Source organism: Pseudarthrobacter sp. fls2-241-R2A-127, from assembly GCF_030209355.1.
GTDB lineage: Bacteria > Actinomycetota > Actinomycetes > Actinomycetales > Micrococcaceae > Arthrobacter.
Genome location: NZ_JARVSF010000012.1, coordinates 118184 through 139684, shown reverse-complemented (window position 1 = coordinate 139684; position 21501 = coordinate 118184). Strand labels below are relative to the sequence as shown.

The window sequence follows — 21501 nt, the reverse complement described above, 5'->3', positions numbered from 1 at the left end:
TTGCCTCTCGAACCTCAAGCGCTGAGGAGATCCAAAAGTGCTTCCTCCAGAAGACTTCGTTGCCCGGGCATGAGCCATTGTGGCCAGTGGGGTGGTTGGGGGTCTGGGTGTTCGGGTTTGTAGTGCCGGCCGGTGGGTGAGGTCCAGCCGGGTGGTTCATTGCGGGTTGCGGTGTCGGGGATCCACCGGGAGTTGTGTTTAAGCCGGTGATGTTTCGGGCAGAGCTGTGCCAGGTTGGCGACGTCTGTTGTGCCGCCGTGTTGCCAGGCGGTGAGGTGGTCGGTGTCGTTGTCGGGGGTGTGGTTGGTGCAGCCGGGGAAGGTGCATTTGGCGTCCCGCATCCGGATCCATTTCTTGATGGTCTCGGTGAGCCGGTAGCGGGTGCGGCCGATCTGAAGGGGTGCCCCGTCGCGGGGGTCGACCAGGACCCGGTAGAAGGATTCGGCGCCGTCGGTAACGAGCCTGCGGGCCATGGAGGCCGGGATCGGGCCGAACCCGTCCAGCACTGCTGGCTCGTCTGTGAGGCCAAGGAGGGAGAAGACCGGGACCGTGACCAGGACATCCGCCCGCGGGGCGGGAACTTTGCCAAGCTCAGCCGTGTTCCCGGCAGCCTCACCCGCAGGGTTTCCCGAAGCTGCGCCGGCGCCGGTGGTGTTTCCGCCACCCGCCAGCGCTCCGGCGCCCAGGAGGAGGCTCGCGGCGACGTCGGGGCGGAGTTGGGTGAGGGTGCGTGGTTCGTCCGGGCCTTGGAGGCCGCGGGCGCTGGCGGTGGTGCGGTTCCAGATGGCCGATGCGGTGTTCCCGGGCAGGTAGAGCGAGAGCCAGGCCATGCCGTCCCGGTCCGGAGTGTATTCCATCCGCCGGTCCGCGGCCCCCTTGGCATGGCGTTTCTCGATGGTGTCGGGGTGATGGCGTTCCCGCCAGGAACGGACCTTGGCCCGGAACCGGGAGGGTACGAGGTCGCCGGGGGCGGCTCCGCGGGCCGGGTTGGGGGCAGAAGGGTCGAAGAAGTGCGCCACCAACCCGGCGGCACCGGTCGCATCAAGGCCTTCGGTTTCGTCGGCGACAATTCTCGCGTGCTGCCAGGACACGGCACCCGCGGCCAGGGCCTCGATCACCGGCGGCAGGGAGCAGACCCGGCGGGACTGGTCCGCTAACGCGCTGGCCGCTGGGGAGCTGATGGTCAGGATCCCGGCGATTTCCTCCACGGCTGACATCTCCGCGTAGGTGTGCTCGTGCACCGGGGCGTCCGGGGCAAGCAGGGCGTGCTGGATGTCGAGGGCGTCGGCAACGTCGCGGGCCTTTACGGCGGCGAGCTGGGCCTCCAGCCGCTTCACCACCTCCAACCGGGTCAGCCGGAGCTCATACCGCCGCTGCAACACATCCACACCAGCGCCAACACAGGCACTCGATGCAAGGGCTGTGTCTTCCTGAACGAGCCTGCGGAAGGCAGACATGGAGGACTCAAGTCCCTCCACAACCGCTGTTCCGCCTGTCCCGATTTCCATACTCAAATCATCCAATGAGGGTCTGACAACGAGGCGCTGGCAGGCCGGCAGGCAGCGCGCGCAGGCCAACGGGCATGCATGGCAGACCTCGTTGTTCCCCGACAGCAGGAGCGCCTCATATCTGCTGCCCGTCAAAAAGGCGGTGAGGGAACAGGCGCGTCTCAGCGCCCGTGACTGGGTCCAGGTCCGGCTGGACGTCCAGCGCGGCTAGATCTGCTTGAGGGCCTGTTCCAGGTCGCGGATGAGGTCCTCCGGGTCCTCGAGCCCCACGGAGAGCCGGACCACGCCGTCGCTCAGGCCAATGGCGGCGCGGCCCTCCGGCCCCATGGCGCGGTGCGTGGTGGTGGCGGGGTGGGTGATGAGGGACTTCGAGTCGCCAAGGTTGTTGGAGATGTCGATGATCCGCAGCCCGTCCAGCAATGCGAAGGCAGCCTCCTTGCCGGAGCGTCCGCCGGATGGCGCCAGTTCAAGGGTGAGGACCGTGCCGCCGGCACTCATCTGCTTCGCTGCCAGCCCATACTGCGGGTGCGACTTCAGCAGCGGGTACTTCACCCAGCTCACGGCCGGCTGCTCTTCGAGCCATTCAGCGAGCCGCAGGGCGGTGGCCGAGGAGTGCCGGACGCGCAGGCTCATGGTTTCCAGGCCCTTGGTCAGGACCCAGGCGTTGAACGCGGACAGCGCCGGACCGGTGTGGCGCATCAGCTGCTTGACCGGCCCATCGATGAATTCCTTGGTGCCCAGGATGGCGCCGCCCAGGACCCGGCCCTGCCCGTCGATGTGCTTGGTGCCGGAGTACACGATCACGTCCGCGCCGAGGTCCCCGCAACGCTGCAGCAGGGGAGTGGCGAAGACGTTGTCCGCAACCACCTTGGCGCCGGCGGCATGCGCGAGTTCACTTACCGCCGCGATGTCCACGATTTCCTGCATCGGGTTGGACGGGGATTCGAAGAAGACGGCGGTGGTGGGCTTGGACAGGGCCTCACGCCATTGGTCCAGGTCCGGGCCGTCCACGAAGACGGTCTCCACGCCCCACCGGGGAAGGATTTCGTTCAGGATCACAAAGCACGAACCGAACAGCGAGCGGGCGGCCACCACGCGGTCGCCGGCGGCGAGCAGCGCGCCCAGGGCCGTGAACACCGCGGACATGCCCGACGCCGTCGCAAAGCACGCCTCGGTGCCTTCCAGCAGCCTGAGCCGTTCCTGGAACGTGGCCACGGACGGGTTGCCGTAGCGCGAGTACACAAAGCGCTCGTCCTCGCCGGTGAAGGCGCGTTCGGCCGCGGCCGCGGATTCGTAGACGAACCCCGAGTTCAGGAAGATGGCCTCGGAGGTTTCCTGGAAGTTGGTGCGGTCCAGCCCGCCGCGGACTGCCTGGGTATCGGGGTTCCAGCCGGGGGCGTCTTGATTGAAAGTCACTTAGTTCTTTCCGAGGTTGGTGGGCAGGCCGCGGTTTTTCCAGCCGTTGACGGTCCGTTCGCCATAGCGGTCCGGTTCTCCTTCGAAGCCCTCCAGGACGTTGTACGAGGTGAATCCGGCCTGGGTGGCTGCGATGGCGGCGGCGATGGAGCGCTGGCCCGAGCGGCACAGGAACACCAGTTCCGCGCCCGGGTCCTCGGGCGCCTGCTCCGTGAGGTCCTTCACGAAATCGGGGTTGGGGATGCCGCCGGGGAAGGTCCACTGGATGAAGAGGGGATCGTTGTCCGTTGCCTTGGTGTCCGGGATGCCGATGTGGGCCCATTCGCCTTCGGTGCGGACATCCACCAGGATGGCGCCCTGTTCCAGCTTCGCCCATGCTTCCTGCGGCGTCAGGTCTCCTGCGTAGCTCATGCGTGGCCCTCGCCCTCGAACTCGCCCTCAAGCTCGTCAACCGCAGTGGCCACGGCGGCATCCGCAGAGGCGATCGCGGCCGGAAGGACAATGGCCTGCGCCACGATCACCGTGGTGCCGTTGAAGGTTGCTGCCGGGCTCCCGTGCAGCACGTAGCCGTCTGCGAGGGCGGCCGAGATCCGCTCGCAGAATTCTCGGTTGTCCGCGCCGGTAATCAGGCGGTAGGACAATTTTTCGTCAGGGGCGGGTGCGTCAGACACGACGGATCTCCTTCTTTCACGCTTGCAGCTCGAATCGGTCGATATGCCGAGTATTCACCTGAGGCACCCCGCCGCGATAGGAGGGTTGCCGACCGGCCAGTCAGGGCTTGGCGCCGGTACTCATTACTCCCCAAAAAAGTAACACCTGCCGTGCCGAGCCGCACGGCCGGCGTCGTCATGTTCCGTAATTGAGAGCTTGCCCTCCCCGCGTCACGGGAACGCGGCAGGGCGGCCGGACCGATAAAGTCTCTACCGGAGGCACCGCCGTGCCGTCACAGTGGGAGTACCGGGGGGTCTTGCCAGCATGCGAGCAGCTACATCGCACCACCAGGCCGCCCGTCGTCGTGCCCGTCAACGTTCCTTCGGGGCCTTTCTGGCCGCCGTCGTGGTCCTCATGACTCTCCTGGCGCCTGCCGGTGCGGCGCTGGCGGACTCCGCCGTACCGGACCAGGGCAAGCCCTGGCTGGGGGCCGTCCTTGAATGGGGCGGGGACACGGCCGCGGGGTTCTCCGACCGGCTGGGGGCGGCCCCGGCCGTGTTTGGCCACGACATCGCCTTGCCGTTCCGCGACTCGGACCGCAACAACATTGAGGGCTTCCTTCAGCAGGCCGCCGCCAAGGGCGCCCACGCCATGCTCACCGTGAAGCCCACCGTGCCGCTTGACCAGATCGGCGGCACTGAAGCGGAAGCCTTCGCCGGCAAAGTCCGCGACTTGGCGTCCGGGTTCAAGGGCCAGCTGTTGATCCGTTTCGCCCCGGACATGAACGCAAGCTGGGTGGCCTGGGGCCAGCAGCCGGCTGCCTACCGGGAGGCTTTCAAGTCCGTCGCGGCGGCGGTCAGGAAGGACGACGGCGGCCGGGCCGCCATGGTCTGGGCGCCGTACCTGGGCAAGGACTACCCCTTTGACCGGAGCCGGAATGCGCCGCAGCCGGGAAGTGACGGCTTCGCGCTCCTGGACACCAATGGCGACGGCGCCTGGAACGGCTCCGATGCCGCCTACGCCCCGTATTACCCGGGCGACGACGCCGTGGACTGGGTGGGCCTGACTGCCTACCATGACGACACCGCCGGCGGGGCCGCCGTCAACACCGCGCCGCGCCCCGGTGAACTGCCGGAAATGCTGACCGGATCCGGCGGCGAAAACTTCTATGGCACCTACGCTGAGGGGCGCAAGAAGCCGTTCCTGCTCCAGACTTCGGCGTTCTACAGCCCTGCCGCGGGCGGACCGCCGGAGGCGGACATCAAGGTGGCATGGTGGGACCAAGTGGTGGGTACTGCCACCTCGTCCACTTTCGCCAGGACGGCTGCGGTGGTGTGGGATGAGCGCACCAGCACCAGGGATACGGGCGTGGCCAGCATCGACTGGCTGCTCACCGGGAACCCCGCCATCGCCAAGGCTGCGCATGACCGGCTTCAATCCTCTGCCATGGTGACCGGCCCGGTCACCGACGTTGCCGCGGATGGAGCATACGTCCGGGCCAACACCCTGTCCGGGGCGGCCGTCTGGACCGTGGCCGTGGCGATGGCCATCCTCCTGGCGGCGCTGTGGCAGGTTCCCCGCCGCTTCCCCGCTGCGACCGCCTGGAGCTACCAGGACCCGGGCGCCAGGGACTCACGCGTGGATTTGCTGCGCGGGATGGCCATTGTCTTCGTGGTGGTCAACCACCTGGGCCTGGTATCGCTGTTCCAGCTGCTCACCCAGGAAGCCGTGGGCTTCGTCTCGGGCGCCGAACTGTTCGTGCTGTTCTCCGGCCTGGTGGTGGGCATGGTCTACGGGCCCAAGGCCAGGACGGACTTTGGCAAGGTTGTGGACCTTACCTCCCGCCGTGCCGGGAAACTGTACGTGACCGCCCTGGCGGTGCTGATCGGCGTCTTCCTCATCGCCCAGCTTCCGTTCTTCCACACCGAGGCCCTGACCACGTTCGTGGACCAGGGGACCGGCGGCGCCGGGCACAACGGGGCCGGCCGGACGTACGACCTCTACGCCGGGATGTCGTCGCTGTTCCAGTTCCCGGTGCCGCCCCAGGTGCTGCCGGCCATCCTGCTGCTGCAGTTCGGGCCCTGGCAGTTCAACGTCATGGGCTTGTACGTGGTGCTTCTCCTGGCCAGCCCCCTGATCCTTGCGCTCCTGAACCGTGGGAAGGCCGTGTGGGTCCTGGCGGCATCGCTGGCGGTGTACGCCGTGGGCGCCGGAACCAGGTTCCGGATCCTGCCGTCCCAGTTCGAGGACTCGTTCCCGCTGCTGGTGTGGCAGGTCCTGTTCGTGCTCGGCCTGGTGGTGGGATACCACCGGCGCAGCATCATCGCGTGGTTGTCCGCGCATGCCTGGGTGGTGGCGGCCTGCACTGTCGCCGCATTCGCCCTGGCGTTCCTGTCCTGGGGCAACCCCTACCTGGCCAACAATTACGATGTCCGGCTGGCGCTGATGCCGGACGCCACCTACCGGGCCATGTATGACGCCCTCTTTGGCCGGACCTACCTGGCCCCCGGGCGGCTGCTCAACGTCGTTTTCCTGGTGGTGGCGGCGTACGCGTTCCTCAGTGCCTACTGGAAACCGGTGGAGCGGGTCCTGGGCTGGTTCCTGATCCCGCTCGGCCGGGCAACGCTCTATGTCTTCATCATGCATGTGGTGCTGATCGCCGTCGTGGCCAATATCCCGGCACTCCAGCAGGAGAGCATCTTCCTCAACACTGCGGCGTACGCCGTGGTGCTGGGACTGCTGTGGGTGATGGTGCGCACCAGGTTCCTGTTCCGGATCATTCCCACCTAGGCCCCGGTTGTCCGGGCAAGAAAAATGCTGCGGCACACTTGGTGCCACAGCATTTACGTCACGTGCCAGGTGATGACAGGAAAAGTCCCGCAGCCCCGGTGCCTTAGACCAGTTCGGGGTAGGACGACACAATGTAGTCGGCAGCTGCCGCACCCTTCATGCGCAGGCCCTTGCGGCTTCCCGGCAGCCGGTCCTTCATGGCTGCCCAGAACGTCGTTTCCGTTCCCGGCAGGTGCTGGTTGATAAAGCACCAGCTCATGTAGAGGCCGTAGAAGCGGTCGCGTTCCAGTGTGGAGTCGGATGTTTGGTCGAAGTAGGTGGCATCTTGGAGAAAGAGATCAAACTGGGAATGTGCCATGAGGGCGTCCCTTCGCTAAGTGCGTGGCGCCGCCGTTCGGCTACAGCAGCGGACTCGAAGCCCTGCACTGGTGGCAATCGCGTCCATAGATTGGATCCCGGCAAAAAGAACTGGGACCGTTAGCGCCGTCAACGCCCGTCTACACTGTAGACTTTACTCGTAGACTACATCAGGGGCAACCCTCTCGGAAAATTTCGGACAGGCGCCCCACGGCAAGGACAAATCAATGACCACCCCCAATCCCTCCGGCGCCGGCAAGTCCAAAACGAAGCTCAGCAGGGATATTGTGCTGGCGAAAGCGCTGGAAATGGTGGACGCAGAGGGCCTGGACGCGCTGACCATGCGCCGCCTGGGCCAGGAACTCGGGCGGGACCCGATGAGCCTTTACCGTTACGCGGAAAACCGGGCCGCCTTGCTGGACGGGGTGACGGAACTGGTGCTGGACCAGCTCACCATCCAACCGGAGGACCCGGACTGGAAAGCCCAGTTGCGGAAGATCGCGCACAACTTGCGGATGCTGGCGCTGCGCCACCCCAACGTCGTGCCGCTGCTGGTCACCCGGCCGCTGTCCACCCCCCTTGGCCTGCGCCCGCTGGGCACGTTGCGGCCGCTGGAGCAGATCCTGTCCCTGCTGGTGTCGGCCGGATTCGAGCCGTCGGACGCGCTGCACGTCTACCGCGTGTACTACGGCTTCCTGTATGGCCACATCCTCAACGAACTGCAGGAGTTCGTGGTGGACCCGGAAGAGAACGAGGTGCTGCTCCGCCTGGGGCTCCACCGCCTGCCCGCCAAGGAATTTCCCAAGCTGCGTGCGTTGGCGCCGGCACTTTCGGATTACGACGGCGCCAGCGAGCTTGACCAGGGGCTCACCATCCTCTTGTCCGGGCTGGAAGCGCAGCTTTCCCGGCAGGCGGCAGCAGCGCTCGGTTAGCGCGGAAGCAGCAATCAGCCCTACTCGAACGAGGCCCGGCGGCGGTCCTGCACACGGGTGTTCCAGACGTCGGGCCGGTTGACCTGGAACCTGCGGCCGGTCAGGGCCTTGGCGTTCAGCCGGACGTAGTTGGCCTTTTCGCCGGGCTGCCAAGGTTCCAGGCCGAGGCCGTCCACTTGGTCCTTTACCGCCTGGTCCTCGATGATCCCGGTATCGCCGCGAACCACGACGCTCCACGCCATTTCGGTGGCGGGGTCGTAGCCGTCGATCTCCAGTGCGGCCGGCCGCTCCATTTTGGCGCCCCAGAGCTTGGAGCCGGGCGCGGTGCGGAAGACGATGCTGCGCAGGTGGACGATGTAGTTCACGGGAAAGATTTCGGGATGCTCGTCCACCACAATGGCCAGCCTGCCCACGGTGTCATTGGCGAGGAGTTCCCAGCAGTCGTCAAAGGAAAGGTTTTCGACCGGCAGCTTGTGCGAGTCCATGATCCACACCTTACGGGTGAAGCCGGGAGGGCAAAAGAGGCCGGTGGCCCTGTTGCGCGGTTACTGGATTCCGGCGAATAAGCCGCTCAGCTCGGCGGTCAGCTCCTTTTGCAGGGCCGGCGTGCCGATCTCCTTGCCGTCGATCCGGTTCACGGGGGCCAGCAGGCGGACACTGGAGATCAGCCAGACCGCATCCGCGTCCAGCAGGTCCCGGGGCTCCAGGGGGCCGTACCCCAACTCCCAGCCCGCCGCCTTGGCTGCCGCGAACAGGGCACCCTGGGATGTTCCGGGCAGGATGCCGCTGTCCAGCTGCGGCGTGATGAGGCGCTTGACGGCTGTGCCGTCGTCGGACTTCTCTACGTGGGCCAGCAGCACGGTGGAGGTGGGGCCTTCCAGGACGCGGCCGTCGGAGGAGACGAAGATGACGTCGTCCGCGCCCTGCTTGTGGGCGTGCCGGAGGGCGGCCATGTTGACGGCGTAGGACAGCGTCTTGGCACCCAGGAGCAGCCACGGAGCCCGTTCGGCCACGTCGCTGTCGTAGCCCCGGTCCAGCAGGATCACATCGATGCCGGTTTCCCGCTGGCGGCGGCCCGCGGCTCCGGCAGGGGAGACCTGCACCCAGGCGGTGGGGGTGGGGGCGCCCTCGACGCCGCGTGTCACCACGAGCTTGACCACCAGTTCGTCGGCGTCGGCATCCGAGGGCGGGTTCCCGGCGCGGTGCCGGGCCACGGCGCCCGCAATGGCGCGCTGCCACGCGTCCTGTCCAGGGATGTCAAGGTCCAGCGCCTGGGCGGAGCCTGCGAGCCGGTCCAGGTGGGCCTGCATTTTCCGGACCGTTCCGCCGACGGCGAGCATGGTTTCGAAGATCCCGTCACCCCGGGTGACGCCCAGGTCCGTGACCAGGAGCTGCGGTTTGGCGGCGTCGGCCACCCTGCCGTCAGGGTAGGCAGGGTCAAGGAAGACGAGAACCACGGGGGCTGGAGAGCTCATGGCACCAGCTTAGTGCGGTGGCGCCGCTAAGCTGGGCGGAGTGCGCCGGCCGGAACCGTCCTCCGGAGCCCGACCTCCCCGGGAGTTATTGACGTGTTGTGGCCTTTTTCGCTTGCTGGCACCGCGCCGACGTGGGTTGTGGTGCTCCTGGGCTTTGCCGACCTGGTGATCAGGATCCTGGCCCTGGGCATCATCCCCGGCAACAGGCGCCCCACCACGGCCATGGCCTGGTTGCTGGGGATCTTCTTCATCCCGTTCCTGGGCATCGCCCTGTTCCTGTTGTTCGGCAACTTCCAGCTCTCCAGCCGCCGCCGGGCGCAGCAGCAGCTGGTGAACGACCGCGTGCGGGCCGGGATCACGGCGCTCTCGGACGTGGAAAGCGACTACCCCGGCCCGGAGTGGGTGAAGTCAGCCGCTGAGCTCAACCGCACCCTGGGCTCGCTGCCCATGGTGGACGGGAACTCCGTGGACCTCATCCCCGGCTACCCCGATTCCATCCTGGAAATGACGAAGGCCGTGCGGAAGGCGAAAAAATTCGTCAACGCCGAGTTCTACATCATGAGCTCGGACCACGTCACCAATGACCTGCTCACCGCCATGGAGCAAGCCGCCGAGCGGGGCGTGGAAGTGCGGCTCCTGTTCGACCACATCGGGACGCTCAGGATCAAGGGCTACCGGAAGCTGCTAAAGCGACTCCGGGCCGGGAAGATCCAGTGGAAGCGGATGCTGCCGTTGCTGCCCATCCACGGCCAGTGGCGCCGGCCGGACCTGCGCAACCACCGCAAGATCCTGGTGGTGGACGGTGAAATCGCGTTCACGGGCTCGCAGAACCTGATCGAGCCTTCCTACAACAACCCGCGCCACCGCAAGGCGGGCCGCGAGTGGGTGGAACTGATGGCATGCCTGCGCGGCCCCATCGTGACCACCCTGAACGTCGTGTTCGCCACCGACTGGCTGACCGAGACCGACGAGTCGCTGGAGCACCAGTTGCAGCTTCCGGCCAATCCGGAACCCGGCAACGTCACGGCCCAGGTGGTGCCCAGCGGTCCCGGGTTCATTACGGAAAACAACCTGCGGCTCTTCAACACGCTCATCTACTCGGCGCAACACCGGATTTCCATCTGCAGCCCGTACTTCGTCCCGGACGATTCCCTGCTGTACGCCATCACCACGGCGGCGCAGCGCGGCGTTGACGTGGAACTGTTCGTCTCGGAGAAGGGCGACCAGTTCCTGGTCCACCACGCGCAGCGGTCCTACTACGAGGCCCTCCTGGAGGCGGGCGTGCGCATCTACCTGTACAAGGCGCCGTTCGTGCTGCACGCCAAGCACTTCACCATCGACGACGAGGTGGCCGTCCTGGGCTCCAGCAACATGGACATGCGCTCGTTCTCGCTGAACCTCGAGGTCTCCGTGATGCTCCTGGGCGAGGACATCGTGAACAAGATGCGGGCGGTGGAAGACACCTACCGGGACATCTCCCACGAACTGAAGCTCGCTGACTGGCTCACCCGGCCGCTTGCCGCGCGCTACGTGGACAACGTGGCCCGGCTGACCGCAACGGTGCAGTAGCCCCGCCGGCACGCGGGGATCAGCGGTCCGGGAACTCCGCCCCCAAGGTTGACAGCACGCCGAAGGCTTTGGTGCGGATCTCGTCGTACTCGTCCTCCGCCACGGAGTCCGAGGTAATGGCCCCGCCGACGCCGAGGGTCAGGTCCGCGGCCCCGTCGCCGGAGGAATCGATCACCAGGGTCCGGATGGCCACGGCGAGGTCGGTCGCCGAGTTGAGCGAGAAGTAGCCGATGGCGCCCGAATAGAGTCCGCGAGGGCCTGCCTCCAACCGGTCCAGGATGGCCATGGTGCTGATCTTGGGGGCACCGGTCATGGAGCCTGCGGGGAAGCAGGCCGCCACCGCCTGTGCCCGCGACGCACCGGGGAGCAGCCTGGCGTCGATGGTGCTGACCATCTGGTGGACGGTGGCGTAGCTTTCGATCGCGCAGAGCCGGCTGACCGTCACGGAGCCGGGCACCGCAAAGTGGCTGAGGTCGTTGCGGAGCAGGTCAACGATCATGATGTTCTCGGCCCGGTCCTTCAGGGATGTGGCCAGGTCCTCGCGCAGTTGCGCGTCTTCCTGTGGATCGGCGGCCCGGCGGCGGGTGCCCTTGATCGGTTCGGCGCGCATTCCGCCGTCGGCCGCTATCTTCAGGAACCGTTCGGGGGAAGTGCTGGCGACGGCGAGGCCCCCCAGCCGCAGGTAGCTGGCGAACGGGGCCGGGTTGCGGCGGCGCAGCGCCAGGTAGGTTGCCCAGGGATCCAGGGTGTCCTCGGGGATCCGGGCTTCCAGGGTGGTGGTGAGGCAGACTTCGTAGGTGTTTCCCTGCGCGATTTCGTGCTGGGCGGCGGCGATCTTCTCCCGGTACTCCGACCCGGTGTCCCGGCTGCGGAAAACAGGAGGTGCAGGACGGACGACGCCGGTGCTGCCGCCGGGCTGCGGTGCGTCCGGGGCCCGATCCGCTGCTGCTTCCACGGCAGCCCGCGCCTGCGCCAGCCAGTCATCGGCGTCCGGCGCGTCAAGGGCCAGGAGCCAGGCGGCGCCTTCGTTATGGTCCAGCACCACGGCGCGGCCGGCGAAGATCAGCGCGGCGTCCGGGGTGGGCGCGGAAAGGTCGCTGCCGCCGGTTTCGCGCTTGAGCTCGTAGCCCAGGCAGCCCAGCCAACCCAGGGTGAACCCGCCGGGGTATCCCTCGGGGGTCCGGACAGCCCGCCGGCCCCAGACGGTATTGAGCCAGCGGAAAAACGGGCCCGGAACCTTGGCTACGGAAGAGCCGGCGCTGACCAGGCTCACCCCTGCGCGGTGCGTCACAAACTGCCCGAACGTTCCGGCGTCGTCCGCCATGATGCTGAACCGGCTGCGTTCGGCGGCAGAAGTTTCCTGACCGGTCACCTGCTGCCCGGAGCCGGCCGGTGCGTCCCGGTGGTTGGAGGAGTCCAGCCAGACGGCGTTGGCGGAGCGGCCATACAGGGACTCGAACAGGGCCGGTGCGTCCGGTGCCAGGTCCAGGCGTTCGGCGTGCAGGCGGAGCCCGCGGCGGGCAGACAGTTCGGGGGCGAGGACCGGGGCCAGCGCAGGGAGGTACGGAAGCAGCCGCAACAGGTCAATGGGCGCGGAGCCGTCGGCGAGGTTGTTGACGCGCAGGTCCGCGTGGCCCGGCACATCGTCGCCGGCCAGCCATTCTTCTTCCTGGGCCGCCCACTGGTCCCAGAACGGGGTGTAGGTGTCGCCGTCGCGGTCCAGCGCCCGGGTCCGGCGGACGTCGTCCGGTGACTCGGCCCAGATCACGGCGCCCAGGAACGGGCGGGCAGGCTCGGACGCCGCGCCCACCCCCTCCACGATGACGATCTCGGCGGGCAGCGTGACCCGGGCGTCGCCGTCGTAATGTTTGGCCCAGTCCCAGCTGGTCCAGGTGGCGGCCTCGCCCCGGCTCAGCGGCGTGAGGACCGTGGAGACATACCGTTCGACGCCGGCCGCGAGCCCGTCCCAGCCCGGGTAGATGTCCTCGAGGTGGAACAGGGACACCTTGTGGTGGGCGCGGAGCAGGGCTGCGAGTTCGACTGCGAGGGTGGTTTTCCCTGCGCCGGAGCGCCCGTCGATGGCGATGATGACGGGGGCTGGGCTCATGGACTAGAGCGTACCGTTTTCAGCGTGCCTGCCGCTGCAGTTCAGTGTTCCGCAGGGCTTCAGCCTTGATGTGGTCCACGATCCCGGGAAGGGCGGAATGAATCTGGTGCCAGACGGCGTCGAAATCGGCGTGGCCGCCGTACCACGGGTCCTCGATGCCCTGGTCCAGCCGGTCGCGGCCGGCCCTGGAGGGATCGAAGCTGCGGAGCATCCGGATCTTGTTCAGGGCGTCCTGGTCCGGTGCCGCCTCGGTGAGCCAGGCGTAGTGGTCGATGTCCAGGGCCAGGATCAGGTCGCGCTCGCTGAACCACCGGCGGTCCCATTCCCGGGCGACGTGGTTTTCGGAGGCCACCTGTGCTGCCGCAAGCCGGCGGGCCGCCCGGGGATCGATGGGCCTGCCGGCCTCGTATCCGGTGGTGCCGGCGGAGTCCACCTCCACCAGCCCGTCCAGTCCTTCGCGTTCCAGCGCCGCCGCGAGCATGAGCTCGGCCATGGGGGACCGGCAGATGTTGCCGGTGCAGACGGTGATGACACGGTATGGGCTCGACGTTGAGTTCATGATGCTAAGCATGCGCGCTGGTTGCCTCTCTTGGCTAGCGCACCGTTCACAATGCATTACTGATTTGTAAAGATGCATTACGGGCTGTCATACAGGTAGGCCTTGCGTTGCCGTTGAACCTGGTACCCGGCCGTTAGTGGATCAGGGCCAACAGGATTCCAACGCCAACGAACAGCGCGCCGAACACCCTGCTCAGGACCAGCTGGCCCCGCTCGGTGCTGGTGAACCGCTGGAAGGACCGGGCCGCCGCGGCGAAGAAGAACCACATCACCAGGATGTCGATCACCACGATCGTGGCGGTGAGCACCGCGTATTGCGTGAACAGGGGCTGCTCCGGCCGGATGAACTGTGGAGTGAACGCCAAGAAGAACACGATTGCCTTCGGGTTCAGCAGGTTGACCCAGAATCCGCGCCTGAAGATGGACCACGTCGGCTCATTGCGCAGGGCGGCGGCCTCTTCCCGGGCGGCCGTGGGCTTGCTCAGGAACTGGCGGATGCCCAGGTAGACCAGGTAGGCGGCGCCGGCGTAACGGATCACGTTGAAGGCCACGGGCGAGCTTGCCACCAGCACTCCAACCCCCAGGGCCACAATCAGCACGTGCACCACCAGGGCCGCCTGCTGGCCCAGGATTCCCCAAATGGACCGGCGGAACCCTGCATTCAGCGAGTTGCTCATGGTGTTGATGGCCCCGGCACCGGGGGTGAAGCTGATGAGGGCGCCGGCACCGGCAAGTGCCAGCCACAAGGAAAATTGCACTCATCAATCCTAGGACGCCCAGCGCGCCCCGGCTCCAGCGCTAGGCGCGGGCGATGACCTCCCCGTTGGGGATCAGGAACCAGCCGTCGTCCGTGGAGCCCCAGCGGTGCCAGCCGGCGGAAATCCTGGCCAGGTCCGCCGGGTTGGCGAATCCGTATTCCAGTGCCTGCTCGGCGAAGGCTGAATGCAGCACCCGCTCACCCCAGACCCGGGCCTGCCAGCGGCGCTGCTGGGCCGTGGCGTACAACCAGTTGCTGCTGCTGGGGGCGACGTCGCTGAATCCCGCGGACTGGGCCCAGCTGACCAGCCGGCGCCCGGCGTCGGGCTCTGCCCCGTTGCGGCGGGCGATCCGCTGGTACAGGTCCATCCATTCATCCAGCTCCGGGATGGCCGGGTACCAGCTCATCCCGTGGAAGTCCGCATCACGGACCGCCACGATCCCGCCGGGCTTGGCCACGCGGCGCATCTCGCGCAGGGCCTCCACCGGGTCCGTCAGGTGCTGGAGCACCTGGTGGGCGTGGACGAGGTCGAACGTTTCATCAGCGAAGTCAAGGTCGTAGATGTTGCCGGCTACGAATTCGACGTTGGGCACGCCGCGTTCGACGGCGAGGGCCTGGGCCTGGGCGATGATGTCCGGCGCGCGGTCCAGGCCCGTGACGTGCCCGGGGTTGACCAGTGCCGCAAAGTCGCAGGTGATGCTGCCCGGCCCGCAGCCGACGTCGAGCAGCGCTGTTCCCGGCGTGAGGTGCGGGAGGACGAACGCCGCGGAATTTTCGGCGGTCCTGGCGGCATGGGCGCGGACCACCGATTCGTGGTGGCCGTGCGTGTAGACGTCTTCCCCTGGCTGCTGCTCGCTCATAACCAAACGCTACTCCCAACCGGGCCGCGGTTGCCGCTTCTGCGGGGCGCCAACACTACTCGTCGTCGGACGCCGTCCGGGCCGCGGCGGTGGCCTCGATCATCGCGGTCATGAAGCGGGTGACCGTTTCCAGTTCCGCCGGGGAGAACTCCGCCATGGCGCCGCCCATGTGCTGAGCCAGGGGTGCGAAGATGGCGCCCCCGTCCCGGAAGGCTTTCGGCGTCATCTTCAGCTGGACCTGGCGGCGGTCCGTGGCGTGCCGTTCGCGGACCACGTGCCCGGAGTTGTCCAGCCTGTCGATCAGTGCCGTGGTGGCGGGCGAACTCAGGTTCAGTTCCTTCCGCAGGACGCCGGGGGTCACAATTTCGCCCCTGGCGGTGTGGCGCATGATCACCGCCAAGGCATTCATGTCCGTCCGGTGCATGTCCTTGCGGTCTCCGGCCGCGTCCACGTACCGGTTCGCCTCGATGGTGAACTCCTGCAAGAGCCGAATCAGGGGGTTCGGCGGCCCGAATTCCGGTCCGGCTTGGGGAAAGGGCGGTGGACCGGGTGCAGTCTGTCCTGCCATGCCCGCCTCCCTTCCGCCGTTAATGATCGCGTTCCTGCCGGAGCGTTTCCGCCCGACCGTACTGACGGATATTACTGCAGCCGCCTGAGCCCCTGCCTTGCCAGTTCGGTCCGGGCACGAGGGCGGATCTTCCAAAAAAAGCTCGACTGGCACTTATCTCTATTATGGAGATAATCTATGCTGGAACAAATTCTACTCGCGGCACCCTTGGATGGAAGGCATCATGAAACGAACAAAAGTCGCCAAAGAGCGCGTCCCGTTCTGGCTGCGGTGGCTCATCCCCGTCGTCCTGGTCGTGACCTGGCTGGGACTCGCCGGGGTGGGCGGCCCTACGTTCGGCCGCCTGAGCGAGGTCTCCAGCAATGACCAGGCCTCCTTCCTGCCCGCCAGCGCCGAAGCGACCGAGGCGCAGGACTGGCAGGCAAAGTTCCGGGACTCGAACGAGGTCCCCGGCATCATCGTCATCGAAAACACCACCGCGTTCACCCCTGCGCAACTGGGGGAGCTGGCCTCGCTCAAGACCAGCCTCGAGGGCCTCAAGCTGGGCAGCACCGTGATCGGCCCGATCCCCTCCAAAGACGCCAAGGCCGTCCAGTTCGTGGTCCCCGTCGGGTCCGCCAAGGAAATCAAAGACGCCGTCAAGGAACTCCGCGCCACGGTCTCCGCAGCGGCGCCGGCAGGAACACAAACCTTCGTGACCGGACCGGCAGGGCTGGCCGCCGACCTCACTGCAGCGTTCGGCGGCATTGACGGCATCCTGCTGCTCGTGGCCCTGTCTGCCGTGTTCGTGATCCTGCTGATCGTCTACCGGTCCCTGCTGCTGCCCATCATGGTGCTGCTGACCTCAGTCTTTGCCCTCTGCGCGGCCATTCTCCTGGTCTTCGGCATGGCCAAGGCCGGCTGGATCCAGCTCAACGGCCAGAGCCAGGGCATCCTCTCCATCCTGGTGATCGGCGCGGCCACGGACTACGCCCTGCTCTTCGTGGCCCGCTTCCGGGAAGCCCTCACCCACACCACCAACCGGACCGCGGCAGTCCTGACCGCCTGGAAGGCTTCGTTCGAGCCCATCCTGGCCTCCGGCGCCACAGTGATCATCGCCCTGCTGTGCCTGCTCTTCTCGGACCTCAACTCGAACAAGGCACTGGGCCCGGTGGCTGCCGCAGGCATTCTGTGCGCCCTGTTCGCCGCACTGACCCTGCTGCCCGCACTGATGGCGCTCCTGGGCCGGGCCGCGTTCTGGCCCTTCCGGCCCAAGCTCCTGCCCGCGGACCAGCGCGAACCCGAGCTGGTCACCGGGCTGGAAGGCCAGAAGGGCCTGTGGCGGGCCACCGGATCCCTGGTGTCACGCCGGCCCAGGACCGTATGGGTGGCTTCCGTCCTCCTGCTCCTGGTGGCGGCCAGTGGCCTGCTGCAGCTCAAAGCCAATGGCGTGCCGCAAACGGACGTCATCCTCACAGCCTCCAATGCCGTCGACGGCCAGGACGCCCTGGCGCGCCACTTCAACGCCGGCAGCGGCAGCCCCGCCGTCGTGGTCGCGGACCAGGCCAAGGCTGCCGAAGTGCTGGACCGGGTCAAAGCGGACGGCGGCGTGGGTGAGGCCTACCTCCTGGCGCCAGGCAGCGTGCCCATCACCGGAGCGCCGGGAGCTCCCAGCACCCCGGATGTGAGGGAGGGAAAGGTCCTCATCAACGCCACCTTGAATTATGCTGCGGATTCCCTGCAGGCCGAGGAAACCATCAAGGCCCTCCGCAGCGAGGTCAAGGCCGTTGATCCCGGTGCGCTGGTGGGCGGCGTGACGGCCACGGCCCTGGATACCAACACCACCGCCCAGCGCGACCTCCTGGTCATCATTCCGGTGGTGCTCGTGGTGATCCTGTTCATCCTGATGCTGCTGTTGCGCTCCATCGTGGCCCCGGTCCTGCTGGTGCTCTCCGTGGTGCTGTCCTATGCCGCCGCGCTCGGTGTGTCCGCGTTCGTCTTCAACAACATCTTCGGGTTCCCCGGCGCGGATGCCACGGTTCCGCTGTTCGGCTTCGTGTTCCTGGTTGCCCTGGGCGTGGATTACAACATCTTCCTGATGAGCCGCGTGCGGGAGGAATCGCTCAAGCACGGCACCAGGCCCGGCATCCTGCGCGGCCTGGTGGTGACCGGCGGTGTGATCACCTCCGCCGGCGTGGTCCTGGCCGCCACCTTCGCGGCCCTGGGCGTCATTCCCATCATGTTCCTGGTGCAGCTGGCCTTCATCGTGGCCTTCGGCGTCCTGCTGGACACCGTGCTGGTGCGCTCGCTGCTGGTACCGGCGCTGGCTTACGATATCGGCTCCAAGATCTGGTGGCCCGGAAAACTGGCCCGCGCCCAGTCCGGGACCGGCACCCAATCCCGGGAGCCCGGCGTCGAACCCCGCACGGAGGTCCCCACCCGCTGACGGTCAGCCCTGCCGCCGCCACCAGTCCACGGTGGCGGCGGCAGCCGCGTCCAGCGGGGTGGGCCGGACGCCCAGGGTGGCTTCCGACCGGGCCGAATCCATCACGAACGGGTGTTCGAACTGGTAGCCCATCTCCGCCACCTCGCGCATGCCGGTGGAAAAGAGTGCGGCCGCCCGCAGGACCCAGCCAGGCAGGACGCGAACCTTGGGGGCCGGCACGCCCGCTGCCCGGGCAAAGGCGTGGACCAGCTCCCGTTGCGTCAAAGCCGGCCCGGTGGGGGCATGCCAGACGGCGTTCCAGGCAGCTGGGTTGGCGGCCGCGGCGATCATCGCGGCGGCGAGGTCCGGGACATAGGTAAAGGAGTGCGGCTGGCCCGCGCTGCCCACCACGCTGACGTTCCGGCCGGCAAGCACGGGAACCACGATGCGCTCGCCGCCATGCGCCATCCGGACCCGCGGACCAAAGAAATCGCCGGCCACTACGCTGACGGTGGATGCCGGCGAGGCCTCCCTGGCCTGCAGCATCCGGGTGCGCACACCACGCTTGCCGCCGGCTGCCAGGCGCGGGCTGTCCTCGGTCATCACACGGCCAGGTTCGCTGTAGGAGTACAGGCTCTCCGGAAAGACGACGACGGCGCCGGCCTCCTGCGCCGCGTTCAACACCGCCTGCTCGGCCGCAGGCAGTTCCGCCTCCCAGGCCGCGGCAGTGTAGGACGAGCCGTGGATGCAGTGGAAGACCGCATCCACGCCGGCGAAAACCCCCAGCAGCGTTTCCGTATCCTTGGCGTCTCCCTTGATCCGTTCGACCAGCGGATGCTCGGGCCCGCTGCCGGACCGGGTGAGCACGCGGACGCGGTGACCGCCGGCCGCCAACTGTTCGGCAACCGTCCAGCCCACCGGCCCCGCACCGGTGACGACGTAATTCTTGACCATGGTTCCTCCTGGGAAAGTTCGTTGCGAGAGCGGTGCTCTCGGAATCAGCATGAACGGGTGTCGCGAGCTTGTCAAGAGCAGCGCTCTCTTTTGTTGCTGCCGCTCTCGGTTGTGGCATGCTGGAGCTTGTGACGGACACAGAGAAGAAGGACGCAACGAACCCGCCGGCGGCATCTGCCCCGGCCCTGACGCCCAGGCAGCGGGCACGGACGCAGACCGTGGCCGACATCATCCGGCTGGGACGGCGCCACCTGGCCCTGCACGGGGCCGCGGCACTGTCCCTCAGGGCGGTGGCCAGGGACCTGGGAGTGGTGTCCTCGGCGGTGTACCGCTACGTGGAAAGCCGGGATGAGCTGCTGACGCTGCTGCTGATTGATGCCTACAACGAGCTGGGGGACGAGGTGGACGCCGCCGTCGAAGCGGTTCCAGTCGATGACCATGCCGGCCGCTTCGCGGCCTTGGGCCGCGCGGTCCGAACCTGGGCGCTGCGGGAGCCTGCCAGCTATGCGCTCTTGTTCGGCAGTCCGGTCCCCGGCTACAACGCTCCCGCCGAGCGCACCACCGTCCCCGGTACCCGAGTGATCCTCGCCCTGGTCGGCATCCTGGAGTCTGCTTTCCAGGCCGGGGGGCTGGCCTCGGAGGACAAGGTGGGGGCCTGGATCCCGGCCGCGCTCCAGGCCGATCTGGAAGCCATTCGCGGGCAGTTTGGCCTCACAGTCTCCGAGGAACTCGTAGCCCGGGGAGTCCTGGTGTGGAGCGCACTGTTTGGCGCTGTCAGCTTCGAAGCCTTCAACCAATACGGGCCGGACACCTTCAGCGTTCCGGCGGAACTTTTCGACCACCACCTTGCCGTCCTGGCCGGCGTGGCGGGGCTGCAGCCGCGCCCGTCCCGCGATGACGGGTAGGCCTGGCCCTGTCGGCGGCCGGTGGGCCTCGGTAGACTGCCAGTGCGCCCGCACGGACGCGGAGCCTCGAAGGAGAGATGCACCATGACTGATAACCCTGGAGTTGAAGGCAAGGCACCCCGCAAGGGCAGCAGCGCCCCTGGCCTGGAGGGGGAAGGCGGACAGTATGTCGATGGGGACTACGGAACCGCGGGCACCATCAACGAGCCGGAACGGGAAGCGGACGGCGAATACGAGGACGGCAACTACGGCGACGCCGGAGCCACCGGAGGCGCGCGCACGGAGGAAGCGATCCGCGACGGATTGACCGACGGCCAGGTCCAGTCGACCACGGAAGAGCGCGGCCCGCTGCACGGGCGCCCGGACTCCGACCGGTAGATACCGAGGGGACGCTTACCGGACGGCGTCCGCCGGCTGGGCGTCGCCGGCCGGTTCGGCATCCTTGCTGCGGGCCCGGCTGATCGCCGCCACCGCGGCCAGGATCGTCACCAGGCCTCCGTATGCGTAGGTGGTGACCGGGAGGGACAGTACCGGGGCCAGCAGCCCGGCGAGCACTGCCGGAACACCGAAGGCCGTGTAGGCCACCACGAAGAGCGAGGCGAACGTGCCGGCGCGTTCGTGGTCCTCAATCAGGGGGCTGATGGACCGGATCACGCCCATGAATGCTGTGCCAAAGCCGGCACCGGCCACCACCACGGCAGCGAGGAACAGGCCGAACGAGTGCAGGCCGATTGCCAGCAGGGACAACGCCGTGCCAAGGGCCAGGGCCGTGGTGCCGAAAATGGTGATGGTGCGGGCGCCGAACCGGTGCAGGCAGGCAGCTGTGGCGGCCCCGGTGCCCGCCAGGATGGTGATCACCATGCCTTGCCAGAGGTGCTCCCGGATGCCGAATGTGGTGTGGACGATCGCGGCGCCCAGCGAGAGGTACAGTCCGCCCGTGGCCCAGCCGGCGAACACCGCCGGGGCGCCGGTGATGAATCCGCGGCGGGCGGCGGCCGGCAGGGCCAGGTGCGGCTTGAGCGAGGCCGCCGCCCCGGGGGTCCGCGGCGAGGTTTCGGGGGCGGCCCACACCAGCGCGGCGAACGCCACGTACAGGACGGTCAGCGATACGAACACCAAGGTGCGCGGCTCCGCCAGCAGATCCAGCAGCAGCCCGGATGCCAGGGCCCCCAGCGCCAGGCCGCCCAGCGGCGCAACGGTGTTCCAGGCGGCGCTGGAGCCCGGATCGTCCTCGGCTTCCAGGTCCGCAATGGCTGCTGAGAGTGTGGTCAGCAGGATGCCGCTGGCGATGCCCTGCAGGACGCGGGCCACCAGGAGCATGGCCAGTGAATCGGCCACCAGGAAGGCCGTGACGCTGCCTGCGAGCAGGATGAAGGCTGCGCTGATGACCGGCCTCCGTCCCAGGTGGTCCGAAATGGAGCCGAAGACGAGCAGGGCTGCCAGCAATGCCACGGCGTAGACCGCAAAGATCCCGGTGGTTGCCACGGGCAGCAGGTGCAGCTGCTCCTGAAGGGTGGGGTAGAAGGGCGACGGTGCGCTGGCTCCGGCCATCATTGCTGCCGTGGCCGCCGCGATCAGGACAAAGCCCAGCCGCCGGCGGGCCTCCCGGGGCCGGGCTGCGGGGGAGTGCGTCAAAACGTGCCGCCTTCTGCGTAGGGTGGGGGTTGGTTCGAAAATAATCGAAATCTCA

The 21501-nt window shown here is 67.5% G+C and carries 21 protein-coding genes and 1 riboswitch; of the genes, 7 read left to right on the top strand and 14 right to left on the bottom strand.

Features of this window, described 5'->3' with window-relative positions; all coding sequences use genetic code 11:
- Positions 1 to 14 precede the first annotated feature (14 nt).
- Positions 15 to 1508, bottom strand: coding sequence for an HNH endonuclease signature motif containing protein (locus QRN53_RS09875; protein ID WP_285243839.1), 1494 nt, complete (start codon positions 1506 to 1508; stop codon positions 15 to 17).
- Between QRN53_RS09875 and QRN53_RS09870 the strand changes: the two genes are divergently transcribed.
- Positions 1456 to 1719 (top strand): DUF1905 domain-containing protein, encoded by a 264-nt coding sequence (locus QRN53_RS09870; protein WP_285243838.1) that lies wholly within the window; start codon positions 1456 to 1458, stop codon positions 1717 to 1719. The genes QRN53_RS09875 and QRN53_RS09870 overlap by 53 nt on opposite strands.
- Here QRN53_RS09870 and QRN53_RS09865 read toward each other — a convergent pair.
- From QRN53_RS09865 to QRN53_RS09855, 3 genes are read right to left on the bottom strand one after another with little or no spacing between them, the layout of a single operon-like run.
- Positions 1716 to 2924, bottom strand: a complete 1209-nt coding sequence (locus QRN53_RS09865) for an O-succinylhomoserine sulfhydrylase (RefSeq protein ID WP_285243837.1) — start codon at positions 2922 to 2924, stop codon at positions 1716 to 1718. The genes QRN53_RS09870 and QRN53_RS09865 overlap by 4 nt on opposite strands.
- Positions 2925 to 3335: a rhodanese-like domain-containing protein gene (locus QRN53_RS09860; RefSeq protein WP_285243836.1), complete on the bottom strand. Its 411-nt coding sequence runs from the start codon at positions 3333 to 3335 to the stop codon at positions 2925 to 2927. It lies immediately after the preceding gene.
- Positions 3332 to 3595, bottom strand: coding sequence for a DUF1737 domain-containing protein (locus QRN53_RS09855; RefSeq protein WP_285243835.1), 264 nt, complete (start codon positions 3593 to 3595; stop codon positions 3332 to 3334). Before QRN53_RS09855 ends, QRN53_RS09860 begins: the two co-directional genes overlap by 4 nt.
- 13 nt (positions 3596 to 3608) lie before the next feature.
- Positions 3609 to 3723: riboswitch (SAM riboswitch) on the bottom strand.
- A gap of 176 nt (positions 3724 to 3899) precedes the next feature.
- On the opposite strand from QRN53_RS09855, the gene opgC reads away from it, so the two are divergent.
- The gene (gene opgC / locus QRN53_RS09850) at positions 3900 to 6365 is read left to right on the top strand and encodes an OpgC domain-containing protein (RefSeq protein ID WP_285243834.1); all 2466 of its coding nucleotides are present in this window, start codon (positions 3900 to 3902) and stop codon (positions 6363 to 6365) included.
- A 103-nt stretch (positions 6366 to 6468) separates the two neighbouring features.
- On the opposite strand, the gene QRN53_RS09845 is transcribed toward opgC, so the two are convergent.
- Entirely contained in the window at positions 6469 to 6723 is a 255-nt protein-coding gene (locus QRN53_RS09845) for a hypothetical protein (protein WP_285243833.1), read from the bottom strand.
- 226 nt (positions 6724 to 6949) lie between these two features.
- On the opposite strand from QRN53_RS09845, the gene QRN53_RS09840 reads away from it, so the two are divergent.
- Positions 6950 to 7654, top strand: coding sequence for a TetR/AcrR family transcriptional regulator C-terminal domain-containing protein (locus QRN53_RS09840; RefSeq protein WP_285243832.1), 705 nt, complete (start codon positions 6950 to 6952; stop codon positions 7652 to 7654).
- Positions 7655 to 7674: 20 nt separating this feature from the next.
- Here QRN53_RS09840 and QRN53_RS09835 read toward each other — a convergent pair whose 3' ends face one another.
- Both QRN53_RS09835 and QRN53_RS09830 read right to left on the bottom strand, forming a co-directional pair.
- Positions 7675 to 8139: a pyridoxamine 5'-phosphate oxidase family protein gene (locus QRN53_RS09835; protein WP_285243831.1), complete on the bottom strand. Its 465-nt coding sequence runs from the start codon at positions 8137 to 8139 to the stop codon at positions 7675 to 7677.
- Between the two features lie 60 nt (positions 8140 to 8199).
- Positions 8200 to 9129, bottom strand: coding sequence for an aminodeoxychorismate lyase (locus QRN53_RS09830; protein ID WP_285243830.1), 930 nt, complete (start codon positions 9127 to 9129; stop codon positions 8200 to 8202).
- Positions 9130 to 9222: 93 nt separating this feature from the next.
- Here QRN53_RS09830 and cls point away from each other — a divergent pair, with 93 nt between their 5' ends.
- Complete coding sequence (cls, locus tag QRN53_RS09825; protein WP_502934837.1) at positions 9223 to 10698, top strand: cardiolipin synthase; 1476 nt, start codon at positions 9223 to 9225, stop codon at positions 10696 to 10698.
- Between the two features lie 19 nt (positions 10699 to 10717).
- Here cls and pabB read toward each other — a convergent pair whose 3' ends face one another.
- From pabB to QRN53_RS09800, 5 genes are all read right to left on the bottom strand, one after another.
- Complete coding sequence (gene pabB / locus QRN53_RS09820; protein ID WP_285243829.1) at positions 10718 to 12805, bottom strand: aminodeoxychorismate synthase component I; 2088 nt, start codon at positions 12803 to 12805, stop codon at positions 10718 to 10720.
- 19 nt (positions 12806 to 12824) lie between these two features.
- Complete coding sequence (locus QRN53_RS09815; protein ID WP_285243828.1) at positions 12825 to 13364, bottom strand: low molecular weight protein-tyrosine-phosphatase; 540 nt, start codon at positions 13362 to 13364, stop codon at positions 12825 to 12827.
- Between the two features lie 133 nt (positions 13365 to 13497).
- A complete protein-coding gene (locus QRN53_RS09810) occupies positions 13498 to 14121 on the bottom strand; it encodes a LysE family transporter (protein WP_285243827.1) in 624 nt (207 codons plus the stop codon).
- Positions 14122 to 14161: 40 nt separating this feature from the next.
- The gene (locus tag QRN53_RS09805) at positions 14162 to 14980 is read right to left on the bottom strand and encodes a methyltransferase domain-containing protein (RefSeq protein ID WP_285243826.1); all 819 of its coding nucleotides are present in this window, start codon (positions 14978 to 14980) and stop codon (positions 14162 to 14164) included.
- A 55-nt stretch (positions 14981 to 15035) separates the two neighbouring features.
- Entirely contained in the window at positions 15036 to 15548 is a 513-nt protein-coding gene (locus tag QRN53_RS09800) for a MarR family winged helix-turn-helix transcriptional regulator (RefSeq protein ID WP_285243825.1), read from the bottom strand.
- Between the two features lie 223 nt (positions 15549 to 15771).
- On the opposite strand from QRN53_RS09800, the gene QRN53_RS09795 reads away from it, so the two are divergent.
- Positions 15772 to 17973 carry an MMPL family transporter gene (locus tag QRN53_RS09795; RefSeq protein ID WP_285243824.1) on the top strand — a complete coding sequence of 734 codons (2202 nt, stop codon included), beginning with the start codon at positions 15772 to 15774 and terminating at the stop codon, positions 17971 to 17973.
- 3 nt (positions 17974 to 17976) lie between these two features.
- On the opposite strand, the gene QRN53_RS09790 is transcribed toward QRN53_RS09795, so the two are convergent.
- Positions 17977 to 18906 (bottom strand): NAD-dependent epimerase/dehydratase family protein, encoded by a 930-nt coding sequence (locus QRN53_RS09790; RefSeq protein WP_285243823.1) that lies wholly within the window; start codon positions 18904 to 18906, stop codon positions 17977 to 17979.
- 128 nt (positions 18907 to 19034) lie between these two features.
- On the opposite strand from QRN53_RS09790, the gene QRN53_RS09785 reads away from it, so the two are divergent.
- The gene (locus QRN53_RS09785; RefSeq protein ID WP_285243822.1) at positions 19035 to 19811 is read left to right on the top strand and encodes a TetR/AcrR family transcriptional regulator; all 777 of its coding nucleotides are present in this window, start codon (positions 19035 to 19037) and stop codon (positions 19809 to 19811) included.
- A gap of 84 nt (positions 19812 to 19895) precedes the next feature.
- On the top strand, positions 19896 to 20189 hold the full coding sequence (locus QRN53_RS09780) for a hypothetical protein (protein WP_285243821.1): 294 nt from the start codon (positions 19896 to 19898) through the stop codon (positions 20187 to 20189).
- A 15-nt stretch (positions 20190 to 20204) separates the two neighbouring features.
- Here the strand turns inward: QRN53_RS09780 and QRN53_RS09775 are convergent, their stop codons facing one another.
- A complete protein-coding gene (locus QRN53_RS09775; RefSeq protein WP_285243820.1) occupies positions 20205 to 21446 on the bottom strand; it encodes an MFS transporter in 1242 nt (413 codons plus the stop codon).
- Positions 21447 to 21501 lie beyond the last annotated feature (55 nt).

Coding starts and splice junctions, on each gene's coding strand:
- QRN53_RS09870 (WP_285243838.1), top strand. CDS start 1,456: ATGGAGGACTCAAGTCCCTCCACAACCGCTGTTCCGCCTGTCCCGATT.
- QRN53_RS09875 (WP_285243839.1), bottom strand. CDS start 1,508: ATGGAAATCGGGACAGGCGGAACAGCGGTTGTGGAGGGACTTGAGTCC.
- QRN53_RS09860 (WP_285243836.1), bottom strand. CDS start 3,335: ATGAGCTACGCAGGAGACCTGACGCCGCAGGAAGCATGGGCGAAGCTG.
- opgC (WP_285243834.1), top strand. CDS start 3,900: ATGCGAGCAGCTACATCGCACCACCAGGCCGCCCGTCGTCGTGCCCGT.
- QRN53_RS09845 (WP_285243833.1), bottom strand. CDS start 6,723: ATGGCACATTCCCAGTTTGATCTCTTTCTCCAAGATGCCACCTACTTC.
- QRN53_RS09840 (WP_285243832.1), top strand. CDS start 6,950: ATGACCACCCCCAATCCCTCCGGCGCCGGCAAGTCCAAAACGAAGCTC.
- QRN53_RS09835 (WP_285243831.1), bottom strand. CDS start 8,139: ATGGACTCGCACAAGCTGCCGGTCGAAAACCTTTCCTTTGACGACTGC.
- QRN53_RS09830 (WP_285243830.1), bottom strand. CDS start 9,129: ATGAGCTCTCCAGCCCCCGTGGTTCTCGTCTTCCTTGACCCTGCCTAC.
- pabB (WP_285243829.1), bottom strand. CDS start 12,805: ATGAGCCCAGCCCCCGTCATCATCGCCATCGACGGGCGCTCCGGCGCA.
- QRN53_RS09815 (WP_285243828.1), bottom strand. CDS start 13,364: ATGAACTCAACGTCGAGCCCATACCGTGTCATCACCGTCTGCACCGGC.
- QRN53_RS09805 (WP_285243826.1), bottom strand. CDS start 14,980: ATGAGCGAGCAGCAGCCAGGGGAAGACGTCTACACGCACGGCCACCAC.
- QRN53_RS09800 (WP_285243825.1), bottom strand. CDS start 15,548: ATGGCAGGACAGACTGCACCCGGTCCACCGCCCTTTCCCCAAGCCGGA.
- QRN53_RS09795 (WP_285243824.1), top strand. CDS start 15,772: ATGAAACGAACAAAAGTCGCCAAAGAGCGCGTCCCGTTCTGGCTGCGG.
- QRN53_RS09790 (WP_285243823.1), bottom strand. CDS start 18,906: ATGGTCAAGAATTACGTCGTCACCGGTGCGGGGCCGGTGGGCTGGACG.
- QRN53_RS09780 (WP_285243821.1), top strand. CDS start 19,896: ATGACTGATAACCCTGGAGTTGAAGGCAAGGCACCCCGCAAGGGCAGC.